Origin of the sequence: Amycolatopsis antarctica, assembly GCF_002262875.1 — a bacterium.
GTDB classification, from domain to species: Bacteria; Actinomycetota; Actinomycetes; order Mycobacteriales; family Pseudonocardiaceae; genus Amycolatopsis; species Amycolatopsis antarctica.
Genome location: NZ_NKYE01000007.1, coordinates 281,427 through 296,294, shown reverse-complemented (window position 1 = coordinate 296,294; position 14,868 = coordinate 281,427). Strand labels below are relative to the sequence as shown.

At 68.5% G+C, this 14,868-nt stretch carries 16 protein-coding genes and 1 tRNA gene; 10 read left to right on the top strand and 7 right to left on the bottom strand.

All coding sequences use genetic code 11. The annotated features are described in order from the left end of the window. Nucleotides 1-16: 16 nt before the first annotated feature. Both CFN78_RS14265 and CFN78_RS14260 read right to left on the bottom strand, forming a co-directional pair. Nucleotides 17-1,861 carry an acyl-CoA dehydrogenase gene (locus CFN78_RS14265; protein WP_094863251.1) on the bottom strand — a complete coding sequence of 615 codons (1,845 nt, stop codon included), beginning with the start codon at nucleotides 1,859-1,861 and terminating at the stop codon, nucleotides 17-19. Nucleotides 1,862-2,006: 145 nt separating this feature from the next. Further along, on the bottom strand, nucleotides 2,007-2,756 hold the full coding sequence (locus tag CFN78_RS14260) for a response regulator transcription factor (RefSeq protein WP_094863250.1): 750 nt from the start codon (nucleotides 2,754-2,756) through the stop codon (nucleotides 2,007-2,009). Between the two features lie 395 nt (nucleotides 2,757-3,151). On the opposite strand from CFN78_RS14260, the gene CFN78_RS14255 reads away from it, so the two are divergent. The 4 genes from CFN78_RS14255 (at nucleotide 3,152) to CFN78_RS14240 (ending at nucleotide 4,893) form a co-directional block, all read left to right on the top strand. Then, complete coding sequence (locus CFN78_RS14255; RefSeq protein WP_094863249.1) at nucleotides 3,152-3,511, top strand: VOC family protein; 360 nt, start codon at nucleotides 3,152-3,154, stop codon at nucleotides 3,509-3,511. Nucleotides 3,512-3,541: 30 nt separating this feature from the next. Further along, nucleotides 3,542-3,862: an NIPSNAP family protein gene (locus tag CFN78_RS14250; RefSeq protein WP_094863248.1), complete on the top strand. Its 321-nt coding sequence runs from the start codon at nucleotides 3,542-3,544 to the stop codon at nucleotides 3,860-3,862. Between the two features lie 131 nt (nucleotides 3,863-3,993). Beyond that, a complete protein-coding gene (locus tag CFN78_RS14245) occupies nucleotides 3,994-4,188 on the top strand; it encodes a hypothetical protein (RefSeq protein ID WP_094863247.1) in 195 nt (64 codons plus the stop codon). A gap of 213 nt (nucleotides 4,189-4,401) precedes the next feature. Then, a complete protein-coding gene (locus CFN78_RS14240) occupies nucleotides 4,402-4,893 on the top strand; it encodes a GNAT family N-acetyltransferase (protein WP_094863246.1) in 492 nt (163 codons plus the stop codon). A 9-nt stretch (nucleotides 4,894-4,902) separates the two neighbouring features. Here the strand turns inward: CFN78_RS14240 and CFN78_RS14235 are convergent, their stop codons facing one another. Beyond that, on the bottom strand, nucleotides 4,903-5,580 hold the full coding sequence (locus CFN78_RS14235; RefSeq protein WP_094863245.1) for a VanZ family protein: 678 nt from the start codon (nucleotides 5,578-5,580) through the stop codon (nucleotides 4,903-4,905). A gap of 273 nt (nucleotides 5,581-5,853) precedes the next feature. Here CFN78_RS14235 and CFN78_RS14230 point away from each other — a divergent pair, with 273 nt between their 5' ends. From CFN78_RS14230 to CFN78_RS14215, 4 genes are all read left to right on the top strand, one after another. Then, the gene (locus CFN78_RS14230; RefSeq protein WP_094863244.1) at nucleotides 5,854-7,536 is read left to right on the top strand and encodes a bifunctional metallophosphatase/5'-nucleotidase; all 1,683 of its coding nucleotides are present in this window, start codon (nucleotides 5,854-5,856) and stop codon (nucleotides 7,534-7,536) included. 163 nt (nucleotides 7,537-7,699) lie between these two features. Then, the gene (locus CFN78_RS14225; RefSeq protein ID WP_094863243.1) at nucleotides 7,700-7,942 is read left to right on the top strand and encodes a hypothetical protein; all 243 of its coding nucleotides are present in this window, start codon (nucleotides 7,700-7,702) and stop codon (nucleotides 7,940-7,942) included. Between the two features lie 87 nt (nucleotides 7,943-8,029). Continuing rightward, nucleotides 8,030-8,371 (top strand): MmcQ/YjbR family DNA-binding protein, encoded by a 342-nt coding sequence (locus CFN78_RS14220; protein WP_094863242.1) that lies wholly within the window; start codon nucleotides 8,030-8,032, stop codon nucleotides 8,369-8,371. 62 nt (nucleotides 8,372-8,433) lie between these two features. Next, on the top strand, nucleotides 8,434-8,766 hold the full coding sequence (locus tag CFN78_RS14215) for a YnfA family protein (protein WP_094863241.1): 333 nt from the start codon (nucleotides 8,434-8,436) through the stop codon (nucleotides 8,764-8,766). Between the two features lie 260 nt (nucleotides 8,767-9,026). Here the strand turns inward: CFN78_RS14215 and CFN78_RS14210 are convergent, their stop codons facing one another. The 3 genes from CFN78_RS14210 to CFN78_RS14200 are packed head-to-tail and all read right to left on the bottom strand — an operon-like array spanning nucleotide 9,027 to nucleotide 12,186. Next, nucleotides 9,027-10,073, bottom strand: a complete 1,047-nt coding sequence (locus CFN78_RS14210; protein ID WP_094863240.1) for a hypothetical protein — start codon at nucleotides 10,071-10,073, stop codon at nucleotides 9,027-9,029. 49 nt (nucleotides 10,074-10,122) lie between these two features. Then, on the bottom strand, nucleotides 10,123-11,523 hold the full coding sequence (locus CFN78_RS14205; RefSeq protein ID WP_094863239.1) for an NAD(P)/FAD-dependent oxidoreductase: 1,401 nt from the start codon (nucleotides 11,521-11,523) through the stop codon (nucleotides 10,123-10,125). 30 nt (nucleotides 11,524-11,553) lie between these two features. Then, nucleotides 11,554-12,186, bottom strand: coding sequence for a GOLPH3/VPS74 family protein (locus CFN78_RS14200; protein WP_165777553.1), 633 nt, complete (start codon nucleotides 12,184-12,186; stop codon nucleotides 11,554-11,556). A gap of 271 nt (nucleotides 12,187-12,457) precedes the next feature. On the opposite strand from CFN78_RS14200, the gene CFN78_RS14195 reads away from it, so the two are divergent. Beyond that, a complete protein-coding gene (locus CFN78_RS14195; protein ID WP_094863237.1) occupies nucleotides 12,458-13,423 on the top strand; it encodes a TetR/AcrR family transcriptional regulator in 966 nt (321 codons plus the stop codon). Nucleotides 13,424-13,788: 365 nt separating this feature from the next. On the opposite strand, the gene CFN78_RS14190 is transcribed toward CFN78_RS14195, so the two are convergent. Beyond that, nucleotides 13,789-13,859 (bottom strand) — tRNA-Gly (locus tag CFN78_RS14190). A gap of 454 nt (nucleotides 13,860-14,313) precedes the next feature. On the opposite strand from CFN78_RS14190, the gene CFN78_RS14185 reads away from it, so the two are divergent. Further along, the gene (locus tag CFN78_RS14185; RefSeq protein ID WP_205660512.1) at nucleotides 14,314-14,853 is read left to right on the top strand and encodes a hypothetical protein; all 540 of its coding nucleotides are present in this window, start codon (nucleotides 14,314-14,316) and stop codon (nucleotides 14,851-14,853) included. The last annotated feature ends 15 nt before the right edge of the window (nucleotides 14,854-14,868 follow it).

The window sequence follows — 14,868 nt, the reverse complement described above, 5'->3', positions numbered from 1 at the left end:
GGACCGCGTCGAGACGTCAGAACGACGCCTCGTCGACCTCCATCAGATCGTTGTCAGCGTTCTCCACGATCGCCCGGCGAGCGGTCAGCTCCGGCAGGACGCTGCGGGCGAAGAACTGCGCCACGGCCACCTTGCCCTCGTAGAACGCGCGGTCCTTGGCGGAGGCACCAGCGTCCAGCTTGCCGATCGCCACCTCGGCGTGCTTGAGCAACTGCCAGCCGACGATCAGGTCACCGGCGGAGAGCAGCAGGCGAACGGTGTGCTGGCCGGCCTTGTTGATGTTCTGCGGGTCCTCCTGCGAGGCCGTCAGGTAGCCGATCAGCGAGCCGAGGATGCCCTGGGTGTCCTCCAGCGCGGTCTTCAGCAGCGTCCGCTCGTTCTTCAGCCTGCCGTTGCCCGCCTCGGACTCGATGAACTGGCTGATCTCGCCCGCGATGTGCGCCAGCGACTTGCCCTTGTCCCGGACGACCTTGCGGAAGAAGAAGTCCAGCGACTGGATGGCGGTGGTGCCCTCGTACAGCGAGTCGATCTTCGCGTCGCGGATGTACTGCTCGATCGGGTAGTCCTGCAGGAAGCCCGAACCGCCGAGCGTCTGCAGCGACTGCACGAGCTGCTCGGTGGCCCGCTCGGAACCGACACCCTTGACGATCGGCAGCAGCAGGTCGTTGACGCTCTCGGCCAGCTTCAGCGCCTCCGCGTCCCCGTCCTGCGTCCAGATCGTGTCCTGGTACGAGGCCGTGTACAGGTACACCGCGCGCAGGCCCTCGGCGTACGCCTTCTGCAGCATCAGGCTGCGGCGGACGTCCGGGTGGTGCGTGATGGTGACCCGAGGGGCGGCCTTGTTCAGCATGTTCGGCAGGTCGGCGCCCTGGACGCGCTCCTTGGCGTACTCGAGCGCGTTGAGGTAACCGGTGGAGAGGGTGGCGATCGCCTTGGTGCCGACCATCATCCGGGCGTACTCGATGACCTGGAACATCTGTGCGATGCCGTCGTGCACCTCGCCGAGCAGCCAGCCCTTGGCCGGGGTGTCGTGCTGGCCGAAGGTCAGCTCACAGGTGGTGGAGACCTTCAGCCCCATCTTGTGCTCGACTCCTGTGACGTAGGCGCCGTTGCGCTCGCCCAGCTCGCCGGTCTCCGAGTCGAAGTGGAACTTCGGCACCAGGAACAGCGACAGGCCCTTGGTGCCCGGCTTCGTCTCGATCCCTTCACCTTCGGGGCGGGCGAGGACCAGGTGCATGATGTTCTCGGTCATGTCCTGGTCGCCCGAGGTGATGAAGCGCTTGACGCCGTCGATGCTCCACGAGCCGTCGTCGTTCCGGGTGGCCTTGGTGCGGCCGGCGCCGACGTCCGATCCGGCGTCCGGCTCGGTCAGCACCATCGTGGCGCCCCAGGCCTTGTCGATCATGAACTGCGCCCAGCGCTTCTGCTCCTCGGTGCCGTTCTTGTCGACGATCATCGCGAAGTTCGGGCCAGCCAGGTACATGAACAGTGCCGGGTTCGCGCCGAGCACCAGCTCGGACAGCGCCCACTGCACGGTCGGGGGCAGGCCGAGACCACCGAGGTGGTTCGGCAGGCCCATCCGCCACCACTCGCCGTCCCAGAGCGCCTGGTAGCTCTTCTTGAACGACTCCGGCAGCGTGGCCGAGAAGGTCTTCGGGTCGTAGACGGGCGGGTTGCGGTCGCTGTCGACGAAGGACTCGGCCAGCGGTCCGGTGGCGAGGTTGTTCAGCTCGGCCAGCGCCCCGCGGGCGGTCTCCTCGTCCGAATCCTCGAGCACGCCCTTGCCGAGTCGATCCTGTACGCCGAGTACCTCGAAGAGGTTGAACTCCAGGTCTCGCACGTTGCTCTTGTAGTGGCCCATGTCGTCGCTCCGTGTCGGCTCGTCATTCCGGCAGGGCTGCCCCTACTGACCGGTAACATCAGGATATTACCTACGGGTAACCGACGGCAAGTGAATCCGCGATCCTGTGACGGAGAAATCAGCGCCCGCGCAGCCGTGGAGAAGGTCAGCGGCGCGGCGCGGGCGCGGTGTCGGTACGCGGATCGTCCGGCTGGATCACCAGGATGCCGGTACGGAACGCCGTGGTCACGGCATGCGTCCGGTCGCGGGCGGACAGCTTGCGCAGGATGCTCTTCACGTGCGTGCGAACGGTCTCCACCGACAGGAACAGCATCCGTGCGATCGCGGCGTTCTCCAGTCCCTCGGCCAGTAGCTGCAGGACCTGGTACTCGCGCCGGGACAGCGGCATCTGCACCCGCATGCCCGAGTCGCCGTTCTGCGCCCGCTTCGGCTTGACGGTCAGCGCCGCCAGCGTCGGATCGACGTAGTGCCGGTCCGCGTGCGTGCGGTGGATCGCCTCGCTCAGCCTGCGCGCCTCCGCCGCTCGCGGCACGATCCCGTGTGCCCCGGCCTCGACCAGCCCGGCGAGGTACTGCGGCGTCCGGTGGGCATGCCGCACCAGCATCACGATCACCACGTTGCGGTCGCCGGTGCTGAGCAGCCGCACCAGGTGGCCCTGCGGATCCAGGCCGGAGTCGAGAAGCACGACGTCCGGCCGTAGCTGTTCGCTGAGTTGCAGGATCGCGTGCTGGTTGGCCGCCTGCCCGACCCAGTGCAGGCCGGGCGCGCGCTGCACCATGGCGGCCAGTCCGTCCCGGAAGATCGGCACGGGATCGACGGCCGCGACGCCGAGAGTCCGGTTGCCCGCGACCCGGGGGCCTGGCTGGAGCCGATTGCTCCCGGTGCTGCGTGTCATGCCACTCCGTCCATGTGCGGGCCCCGTCGCCGGTTTCCGCTCCCCGGGCCGTACGTGCCCGGAGGAATCGCCCTGTCGCGCCTGGTCACACATGGCGGCCAGGACTGTCTACTACTTGGTAGGAGACCGGCGCGACCGATCCATGACGGAAGTTTCCCCCGTGAGATCGCACTTTCGCCCATCTCGGTCAGCTGGTGACGTCGAACCGATGCACGCGATCGACTACGGGTGATGAACGGATTCCCGCGCGTGGTTCTTATGGGTGGTCGCCTACATGAAGTCGTCCGATTTCACTACCCAAAGCAATGTTGCGACTTCTCCCGCCACCCGTCCCTGCCCGGGGCGTCCGTGGACGCGGACGTGTGACGTGCACGAGCAGCGGGTACGAACCGGGCATGGCCACACGGGTACTGGCGATCGCGATCGATTGTCTTGACGCCGAACGGCTCGCCGGGTTCTGGTGTGCCGCCCTCGGCGCCGAGGTCCGGGAACGCTGGCGGGACGCCTGCGAGGTCGAGTACGTGGAGGTCGGCGCCCCGGCCGGGCCGACGCTGCTGTTCCAGCCGGTGCCGGAAGCGAAGAGCAGCAAGAACCGCCTGCACCTGGACCTCGCGCCCGAGCCCGGCGACCAGCGCGAGGAAGTACGGCGGCTGGTCGTCCTCGGAGCGCGGGTGCTCTCCGAAGCTCCCGGGCACCCGTGGATCGTGCTCGCGGACCCGGAGGACAACGAGTTCTGCGTGCTTCCGGCGAGGTGACGACGCGCTACGGCGTTGTTAGGGTCGGCCGTGATCACTTGTGTCGTGGAGTACGTCATCGATCCGTCGAAGATCGACGCCTTCGAGCGTTTCGGGCGTCGCTGGATGGAGCTTGTCGATCTTCACGGCGGCACCCATCACGGCTACTTCCTTCCGGCGGAGGGTGCCAGTGACAAGGCCCTCGCGCTGTTCTCCTTCCCGAGCCTCGCCGCCTACGAGGAGTACCGCGGGCTGTTCGGCACCGACCCCGGCTTCATCGAAGCCGATCGGATCAGGGACGAGAGCGGCTGCGTGCTCCGGCACGAGCGGACCTTCATGCGCCCGATGCTTCCCGTACGGCCAGAGCAGTGACTACCGGCCGCGCTCGCTGACTCCCGCCGAAATCAGCGCACTGACCAGCCGCTACCCGGCGGGGTGGTCAAGTCGGTACTCCTTGCGTACGCTGTGTGACCTGCCACACAAAGCGGTGAGGAGGAGCGGCGTTGGAGTTCGCCCTGGTGCTCGGACTGGTCGTGCTGATCTTCGCCGCCGCCGTCACCTACGTAGCCGGCACTGACCGGCGCGCCGAGCGCCGCGCCACGACGCGCCGCCGGGCGCACCTGGCCCGCCTCGGCGAGGTCGACCCACTGGCCCCCGCGAAACTGCAAGCGGAGATGACCCGCCGCCCGGTGAACTGATCCACGTCGTGGAGGCGTAAGAGGTCGATCCCCGGGACACCGGCTGGGAGACCTTGCTGCCCACGTTCCGCGTCTACTTCCACCTGGCAGGCCAGGACCCGAACGATCCGAGCGAGCCCTACGCGGAGTGGATGCTCAGGCGCCCCTGACGGCCGTTCGCCCCCCGCTTAACGGCCGGGCATCCGCGGTGCGCGCCGTGCGATCGTCGGAACCATGGTGCCGATCCGACGACTGGACGAGGACGACTGGCGATTGCTGCGGGACGTCCGGCTGCGTGCCCTGCTCGACGCTCCCGAGGCGTTCGCCTCCGCCCACGCGGACGAGGCCGCGATGACCGCCGCGCAGTGGACGGCTCGGCTGCGCGGTGGCGCCTGGTTCGTGGCGTGGCCCGAGGGGGCCGCCGAACCCTGCGGACTGGTCGGGGCGCTGCCGGACGGCCGGGAATGGTTCGCCGTCGCCATGTGGGTGGCTCCGGGGCGCCGCGGCAGCGGGCTGGCAGGCGAGCTGATCGCCGCCGTGGTGCGCGGCGCCCGCAGAGCCGGGACGTCGGTGGTGGCGCTGCAGGTCAACGAACACAACTCCAGGGCGAGGCGGCTGTACGAGAAGCTCGGTTTCCGGCCCACCGGCCAGATCGAGACGCTGCCGCGCGAGGACGGCTACACCCGGGAACGGATGTCGCTCGCCCTCGCGCACCGCGCGGACTAGCTGTGGGATTCAGCGGGACCCGACGAGTTCGCGGTGCCGCACCGGCCGCGCGACGCGGGCGTCGGCCGCCCGCTGGGCGGTCGTCCTGGCAGCGGTCCTCGCCGCCGCGGCGCTCCGCGCGAACACGAACAGTGTCGCCGCGATCCAGCCGGTCAGTGCCCCGGCGGTGTTGCTGAACAGGTCGTCCACATCGAAGATCCGGTAGACGAACGGCGCGGTGCCGAAGTTGGCGGTGAGCTGTGTGGCCTCCACCAGCAGCGAGATGCCGAGGCCGAGAGCGGTCGCCGTGACGGCGCCGCGCTTCCACAACAGCCGCACGAACAGGCCCAGCGGCACGAACAGCGCCAGGTTCAGCGCGAACTGCTGGAACGTCTGCGTGGTCAGCGCCTGCGCCGCCGTCTGACCGTGCTTGCCGAGTTCGGTGCCGATGTCGGTGATCCACTGGAACGGCACGAGCTGGACGGTCTGCTCCAGCCGCTGCGTCCCCGGTCCGGGCAGCGGCAGAAACAGCACCGCCAGACTCAGGCAGCCGTAGAGCACGACGGCCCCGGTGCGCAGCAGCGCCGCCGGGACGATCCGGCCGTGCCGCGAACGCTGCACGAGCATGTGCGGGACGAGAGCGACGCCCCACACGGCGATGAAGGCGACGAGCCCGAATTGCAATGAGGTGACCTGCGCGTTCGTCATGGCTCTGACGTTATGGAGCGGGAGGGTGCCCGAACTTCGGTCGAACGGTCCGGCGGCAGCCGCGGCCTCGGCCGATCGGCCGAGCCGGGAACTGGCCGGGCGGCGGAGGCGCAAGGTCTCGTTCACCTTGCATCCGCCTTTTGCCCCTGGTAAACGCCACGCCGATTGGGCAGACTCCGCGCGGTGCGCCCATCTGGGGCCTCTGTGTCCTTTCCGAGGACCCTGCCAGAGGACATGGGATAACAAGGAGTAGTCATCTTGTCCAACCGACTCATGCGGCGAGCGGCCGCGATCGCAGCGGCCACCGTGACCGCGGTCGGCCTGGTCGCGGCGGCGACCCCCGCCTCCGCGGCGAGCGGCTCGACCACCGACGTCCGGCTGATCAGCTTCAACGACCTGCACGGCAACCTGGAGCCGCCCGCCGGTTCCTCGGGCCGGGTGGACCTGCCGGACGGCTCGACCGTCGACGCGGGTGGGGCGCAGTACCTGGCCACGCACCTCGACAAGCTGCGCGGCGAGGTGAAGAACTCGGTCGTCCTGTCCACCGGTGACAGCATCGGCGCCTCGCCGGTGAACTCCGCGCTGTTCCACGACGAGCCGACGATGGAGTACCTGCGGCAGATCGGCGTGCGGGCCTCGGTGGTCGGCAACCACGAGTTCGACGAGGGCTACAAGGAGCTGCAGCGCATGCAGTTCGGCGGCTGCCACCCGGACGACGGCTGCGAGTTCCGCGACAAGTACAAGGGCGCGAGCTTCCCGTTCCTCGGCGCGAACGTCACCTTCGACAAGGGTTTCCCCGCGCTGCTGCCGTTCACCGTCGAGTTCTCCGGCGGCATGCCGATCGGCGTCATCGGCGTCACCCTGCAGGACCTGCCCTCGGTGGTCACCCCCGAGGCGATCGAGGGGCTGAAGTTCGGCGACGAGGTCGAGGCGATCGACCGCACCGCGAACCTGCTCGACAAGCTCGGCATCAAGTCGCAGGTCGTGCTCATGCACCAGGGCGACAACACCGAGGGCGGCGGGCCGGACGACTGCCAGGTCACCCCCGGCCCGGCCACCGAGATCGCGAAGAAGGCCTCGCCGAAGGTCGACGCGTTCTTCACCGGACACAGCCACATGCAGTACAACTGCCAGGTCGCCGACCCGGCGGGCAACCCGCGCACCGTCATCCAGGGCGCCTCCTTCGGCCGTCTGCTGTCGGTCATCGACCTGAAGATCGACAAGCGCACCCGCGACGTCGTGCGTCCGGAAACCAAGGCGCACAACCAGATCGTCACCCGCGACGTCACCCCCGACCCGGAGGCCGTCGCCCTGATCGAGGAGGCCGCCGAGAAGGCCGCCCCGATCGCCAACGAGCAGGTCGGCACCATCGCGAGTGACCTGGTCCGGGCGGCCGCCCCCTCGGGCGAGTCGCCGCTGGGCAGCGTCATCGCCGACGCGCAACTCGAGGCGACCACCGGCAGCGGCGCGCAGATCGCCATCACCAACCCGGGCGGTGTGCGTACCGATCTCACCTTCCCCACGTCCCCGGCGGGTGAGGGCGATGGCGTGGTCACCTATGGCGAGGCGTTCGCCGTGCAGCCGTTCGCGAACATCATGCAGACGCTCACCTACACCGGCGAGCAGCTCAAGGCCGTGCTGGAACAGCAGTGGCAGGGCGAGGAGACCCGCGTCCTGCAGGTGTCCTCGACGCTGAAGTACTCGTACTCGGCGTCCGCTCCGGCGGGTTCGAAGGTCTCCGGCATCACCGTCGACGGCCAGCCGGTGGACCCGGCGGCGACCTACCGCGTCTCGGTGAACAACTTCCTCGCCGCGGGCGGGGACGGGTTCACCGAGCTGACGAACGGTACCGAGCTCACCGGCGGGCCGGTGGACCTGGACGCGTTCATCGCGTACCTGGGCGCCCACCCGGGCGTCACCGCACCACCGGCCGATCGCATCACCGTGCTGCCGTAGCGGAGCCATCCGGCCATCGGCGAACAACAGCGCCCTCCCAGTCCTCGGACTCCGGGAGGGCGCTGTTGTGTGATCTGTCCGGTCAACCTCGGGTCAGGCCGTAACGCGGGCGCCCCCACCTGCGAAAACACCAGCGAGCCACTTCGAGGGCAGGGAGGAAACCATGCGGCAGTCCGGGCTTGGCGCGTCGGTCTTGCTTGCCGTCCTGGCAGCGGTGCAACTGATCATCGGCACGACGATCGTGGCCAACCACTTCACCTCCACCGACAGCCTGCCGGTATGGCTGGCCGTGGTGCACATCGTGATGGGGCTGGGGATCGGCGCCGGGGTGCTGCTGGAACTGCGTAAGCACCGGTCCCGGCCGACGCTGGACCGGTCCCGCACGAAGGAATCCACAATGGACTGAGTGGTCGTTCCCGCCGCCGTTCCCGTTTCACCAAGACACGTCGCGCCCACTTGTCGGACAATCGCTCGGCAGATGGAAGGGGTGCACATGGCGAACTGGGACGAAGTACTGACGATCGCGTCCGCACTGCCCGGAGTCGAGGAGTCGACCTCGTACCGGACACCCTCGCTGAAGGTGTCCGGGCGGAGTTTCGCCCGCCTGCGCACCGAGGCCGAGGGTGGGCTGGTGCTGATGTGCGGGCTCGACGAGAAGGCCGCGCTGCTGGCCTCCGGCGACCAGGCGTACTACACGACACCGCACTACGACGGTTACGGCGCGATCCTGGTCGACCTGGACCGGGTGGATCCCGCACAGCTCGCGGAGCTGATCGAGGATGCCTGGCGACTGAAGGCGGCGGTGAAACTCCGCAAGGCCCGCGACGGTGGTTGACGAGCGCCCGCGTAGGGTCCGATAAGTCCATAGTGGACGGTTCGATCCGGCGGGGGTGAGGTCTGGTGCTGCTGCGTTCGGTGCTGCTGTTCGCGCTCGCGGCCCTGTTCGAGATCGGCGGCGCGTGGCTGGTGTGGCAGGGGATCCGGGAGCACCGGGGCTGGATCTGGATCGGCGCGGGCGTCATCGCGCTGGGGCTCTACGGTTTCGTGGCGACGCTGCAGCCGGACGCCGAGTTCGGCCGGATCCTGGCGGCGTACGGCGGCGTGTTCGTCGCCGGATCGCTGGCCTGGGGGATGCTGGTGGACGGCTTCCGCCCGGACCGCTTCGACGTCATCGGCGCGCTGCTGTGCCTGGCCGGGGTCGCCGTGATCATGTACGCCCCGCGCGGTTAGGTGTCGCGCGGTCAGGCGTACTGGGCTGCCACGCGATCAGCTTGCGCGGCGGACTCAGCCACCAGGTCGGCACCACATCCGCACCGGGATCGGAAGCTCACCGGGCACGGACGCCATGGTCGAGGTCATGCGAATCATGATCCCCGCCGGGCTCCCGGCCTGGTCGAGCAGAGAATGACGAAAGCCCCAGGTCCACAGTGGACAACCACTGGCCTGGGGCTTTCGCGCCGAATCGAATGACGGGAATCGAGCTCGCGTACTCAGCGTCTCGGCTGGATCAACGTGCGCTCATCGCCCGGACCGAAAGCTACGGCTTCACGCTGCCGGAGGTGCTTGGCGAGGCGGGTCAGCAGGTACACCTCTGCTGCGAGGGTCAGCGAACCGGTGAGTACGGCGGTCAGGGAACCGGGCATCATGAACGCGGTGTGCGACACGAGGATCCCGCCGAAGAGCCAGATCCGGTGCCGGTGGTCCCAGTTGGCCGCCGCCTGCCAGCGCAGCACCAGCAAGCCGAACGGAACGGCGGTCATCACCGCGACGATCAGCCGCTGGACGGGGGACATCAGGTCGCCGAGCAGTAGCGTGGCCCCGAGGCCGAGCGGCAGCAGCGTGGTGAGGAACGCCATGGTCAGGTACATGGACACGAATCCGACCACTCCCGGCCGTGGTGCGGACCGGACCGCTCGACCGCGTCCGGCGGAGCGGCGGCGGGGAAGGACCACCAGCGCGACCAGAGCGAGCGCGACGATGAGCGCGATGAACACCAGCGTGAAGCCCCACGGGGTCTGGTATCCGGGATCCTCCGTCGCGGAGATGAGGTAGCGAAGCCCGAGCACGCCCACGATCGCCAGGACGCCGGTGCCGGCCAAGCCCCTGTTGCTCAGGTAGGGCCGGGCCCGCTGGGCCGGGAAGAGGAGGTTGGCGATGGCGATCGGCAGCAGGACGCTGAGCACGACGTGCACGCCGATCTGCGACTCCCAGTAGGTCCAGTTCACGCCGAGCGCCCGGAATCCCCAGTCGGCGGCACCGAACATCCGGGGGCTGGTCAGCGCTTGCAGGCCAAGGCCGTCCTCCGCGATCTGGTAGGCCACGCCCAGCAGCACCAGGCTCGGCCAGCCACCACCGACCCGCACGACCGCCTCGCGGAGCACGAGGACCCCGGCGCCGTACATCACCAGGAGCAGGGGCAGCAGCAGCCAGGTGAACGGCACCGCGATCGCGGTGAACGTCAGCTCCGCGCACAGCGTGGTCAGTAGCGCCAGCGCCAAGGGCGCTCGGTTCCAGCGCCGGTTCCTCATTCGGTCCATCGGTCCGGTTTTTCCCATCTGCGTTCGAGTTCCGCGTATCGCGGCGGGGTCAGCGTGTTTCATGTGCGTGCAGGAGTTCTTCGAGCTTCGCGTTCTGCGCCTTGGCCATGGCCGTGGCCTGCTGCTCGACGGCCGCCCGCTCGGCCGGGTCGTCCGGCATCGGCGGGGCGATGTCCGGGTGCAGCCGTGCGGTGTCCAGCCAGGCGCCGATCTCCGCGTTCTCGGCCCAGCGAAGCTGTTCCGCGTTCGCGGAAAGGGCGAACCGGAGCCAGTCCACGTCGGTCCTCGGGTTGGGGGTGACGGGGCAGAGTTCGTTCTTCGCGGTGTCATCGGGATAGGTCGCCTCCACGTGCGCGATGAGGGAGGCGCTGAACACCGGCTGGCACACGCGAACCGACTGCAGGGTGATCAGCCCGTCCTGGAAGATCGGCACGACGGGGAGTTGCTTCACGGCGTCGGCGGTGCAGTCCACGTGCAGAACACGGGGGCCGGTGGGGAGCGTGCCGCCGTCGAGTTCGATGTCTGTTTCGGTGACTCGTTTGACTCGGCCGAGGCGAACGACGTTCTCGATCCTGCGTAGCTGTCGCAGTTCCTCCTGCGAGACGGTGGCGCAGCGGAACGCCGCCGGCCGCTCGTCCGGGGAGATCCGCAGGAGGGCACCGGCCGCGTCGAGGCGGTCGAAGAGGTCGGACACGGATTCCGCGCCCATGATGGCTTCGTGCTTGGCGGCGTACTCCTTCCCGATGTCCGCGGCCTGGCGCAGCGGCATCGGTTGCACCGAGGCCCGGTCGAGCAGCCACGGCGCGCGGGGCATGATCCAGGTCAGATCTGCCGGATCGACGCCCTGTTCCAGCAGCCAGAGGCAGGCATCGATCCCGGTTTTGCCCGCGCCGACGATGACGTACCGGTCGTAGGGCTCGCGAACGGCGGGCAGCTCGTTCGGCGGCACGACGGGGATGCCGGTGGCGACCTGGAACTCCGGCGGTTGCATGGCCGGTACCGTCACGCTCTGGTACGTGGTGTCCACGATTCTCCGCCGCACGGTCACCTGGTACTCCTTGCCGGAGGTCGTCAGGTGGAATCGGCCGGCGCCCCGGTACTCGGCCATGGGGAAGTAGGAAACCCGCCCGGACGGCAGGAACGTCTGCCGCATCACCTGGTCGAAGTAGCTGCAGATCTCGGCCGCGCCGGCCAGTTCGTACAGCCCGGCGTTCCAGCCCGTCTGGTCGACCTCGTCGTCGCCGAGCGGGCGGGAGTTCACGCCGTACATGGCGGAGGGCTGGTGCAGCCGCACGTAGGGGTAGGCGACGGTCCAGTGCCCGCCTGGCTGGTGGTAGCGATCGACCAGGGTCACGGTCGCCTGCGATTCGGTCAGCAGCGTGTCCACGAAGGCCATCGCCGTCGCGCCCGCGCCGATCACGAGGTAGTCGGTGTCGATGTTGGTCACCATTACGTCATTCCTGTCTGTTCGTCGGTTGGTTCAGCCCGAAGAGGTCATCGCGGCGATGGCGCCCTGTGTCCGGACGATGGCCCTGCGCACCGCGGGACTTATGGACTGGCTCTTCGCGATCTCGCCCATTCGCTTCCGGACCTGCTTGCGTTCCCCGGCGGGCACCGCCCGGCGCCAGAGTTTCGCGGCGTGCAGGACGCCGATCAGGCCGGCGGTGCGCTCGCTCGGCGCGTCTCCGTCGAGGACGGCGGCGGCGAGCCTGGCGCGGACCTCGGCCTCGGCCGAGGCGTCGGCCACCGGGTAGCGGTATGCCGGGACGACACCGAGCAGCCAGGTCCGTTTCCGTTGGAGTACACCGCGTTCGACGAGCGCGGTGACGGTGCGTACGGGTGTCCCGGTGCGGGTGCGGCGCAGCAGTTTCGAGACCTTCACCCCGCCCCCCGCCTCGGCGAGCACGGCGTCCAGGTGCCCGACCCCGGTCGGAGCCGGATCCACCACGCTGACGACGTCGTCGTCGCTCACGGCGATCCGCTGAGTGAGGGCCAGTTCGACGATGACCGCACCGGCCAGCGCCCAATCGAGGCCAAGGCGCGTTCTGCCTCCGCCGGTTTGGTCGTCGAGGGCGATCAGGACGACTTCTTCGGCAACGGTGAGTTCGGGCACGGTGCTCTCCTTCCCGGACGACGGTCGAGCGGGAAGGTGCGGTGGGGCAGGTGCGCGAAGCCACTGGCGGTTCGCGTCACCGGGGGCGCGTTGGAGTGCATGATCACCTAACGGGTTGCGTACAGCGTATTGATCTGTCGCGTACAGTGTATTGAAACTAGTCCACTCGTCCATAGTTTCGGCTTGTACAGCCGAAAGAAGTGCACTAGTCTGGTCGAATTGAACTAGTGCGCTTGCGCCGGTGTCGACGAGTGGGGACGAGGAGGTGCGTATGCCGTCGGGTAACCAGCCGGCGCCGCTCTACCGGCGGATCGCCGGGGAGTTCGAAGCCAGGATCCAGTCCGGTGATCTGCGACCGGGGGACCGACTGCCGTCCATCCGCCAGATCGCGGACCGCTGGGGGATCGCGATCGCGACCGCGACCAGGGTGCTCGCCACATTGCGCGAAGACGGGCTGGTCGAGGCGAAGGTCGGCTCGGGCACGGTGGTCAGCGCTTCCCCCGACAGGCCGCGACCGTCCAGTCGGGCGAAGCCGCCCGCTTCCCGGCTGCCCCCGCGTCCGGCGGGCGGCGCGAAGCAGGCACTCAGCCGCGATCACCTGCTGCGGACCGCCATCGCGATCGCCGACGTCGAGGGCGCCGAGGCCGTGTCCATGCGACGGGTCGCCGCCGAGCTCGGCGTGGGAGCCATGTCGCTCTACCGCCACATCGCGAACAAGGACGACCTGGTGACGCAAATGGCCGACCTGGTCTTCGGGGAAACGGAACTACCCGATCCGGGCCCCGAGGGCTGGCGGGCCAAGCTCGAACTGGTCGCGCGACGGCAGTGGGCGCTGTTCTGGCGGCACCTCTGGCTGTCCAAGGCGGTTTCGTTCACCCGGCCCTCGTTCGCGCCGAACATGATGGTGCACACCGAGTGGACCCTGCGGGCGCTCGACGGTCTCGACCTCTCGCTGCGGACGCGAATGCAGGAAGCGCTGACACTGCACTCGCTGGTGCTCAACGCCGCACTGTCCACAGCGGACGAAGTCGAGGCGGAACAGGAGACCGGAGTGACACTGGCCAGGTGGTTGCAGGCGCAGCAGGCGCGGACCGAGGACCTGTTCGCCAGCGGGCAATTCCCGTTGCTGGCGAAGGTGCACGAGGAAACTGCGCCGGATCTCGACGAACTGTTCGAATACAGCCTCGCCCGGCATCTGGACGGGTTCGCGGTCCTGGTGGGCGAGCCGGCTCCCTAGTTGTGATGTCCCGGCGCGGCGAAGGACAGCGCTCACCGGCATCAGAGAAGCGGCCTGAGGTGCACTTCGCTCGAAGCTGCTCCGCACGGTCGGAGCTCGGCATCTGGTCGTGCCGTGCCGTCCGACCGGCGATTCCGTGCCACGGCGTAGCCGGTTACCGGGTACGCCGAACCCGCACCGCCCGAGGCGGTGTACCCCATCGTCCGGCTCGTTCCCCGGACCGGCACCGGACCGACCGGCGCCGGACGCGATCGTGCGTCGACCGGCGTGCCCGCACGGGGGATACACGCGGGGCGATTCCCCAGGAACGACGAAGGCCCAGGCTCGGCGGAGAAACTGCCGCTGACCTGGGCCTTCGCGTTGTGAGCGGATGACGGGAATCGAACCCGCGTATTCAGCTTGGGAAGCTGATGTTCTACCATTGAACTACATCCGCAGCGGTGTTCGAGCATACACGCCGCCGATCTTCCGCCGTCGTCAACCTCCCCGGGTCAGCGCTCACGCGGCGCGTGCCGGGAGAGCCGGACGGTACGTCTCCGACCGTCCCCGGTGATCGACTTCGCCGGCACACTGCCGCCGAACGGGGATGCATAGCGCTTATCCGGTGAATTGTCACCCAACTTTGTGTGCGTATTCCTGGGCGTAACGCATTCTGACGCTTGGTGACCGAACATTCTCACGCGCGAACAAGTTGGAAAATTACTCCATTGGAACGCTGTTATCCGGTCAATTGTTTCTTTACTCTTCCGCCTGACAGCGCTTGCCGTGCGGCCCGAACCCTGCGTAATCCCTGCCGTGCCGCGCGGGAAGCGCTGATCCGCGTTCGGTCCCCACTGGCGAAGCCCCGACCCGGGGTTCGCCGATGCTCCCCTGCTCGAAAGGAAGCTCGGATGAAGAACCTTGTCGCACGTGCCGCTGTCGTCGGAACCGCCGCCGCTGCCGCCATGTTCGCCGGAGTCGCCGGTGCCAGCGCCTCGGCCGACGGTTCCGCAAGCGACCCGGTCTCGAACGTCGCCCCGGCAGGCTCGGTGCAGGCGATGGCGAAGATGTCGCACTCCGCGGCCAAGGCCGAGCTGGACGCGGCGGGTATCGGGATCTCGTCCAGCGGCGGTTGCAGCGACCGGCAGACCCCCACCTGCACCTCGCTCGAGCAGGTCAACTCGGCCAGCATCGCCGGCGCCAAGACGCTGAAGAGCGCCAGCGGCTGCGGCCTGACCGTCACCGGCGGCACCGAGGTCGGTCACGCCAGCGGCACCTACAGCCACTACAACGGCTACAAGCTGGACTTCAGCATGAGCTCCTGCCTGACCAACTACATCACCGGCAACTTCACCTCGATCGGTGGCTCGAAGTGGGAGGCGCCGTCCGGCAACGTCTACTTCAACGAGAGCAACCACTGGGACGTCACGTTCTACAACTCGGGCTCCTGATCCCAGCCGGGGCTC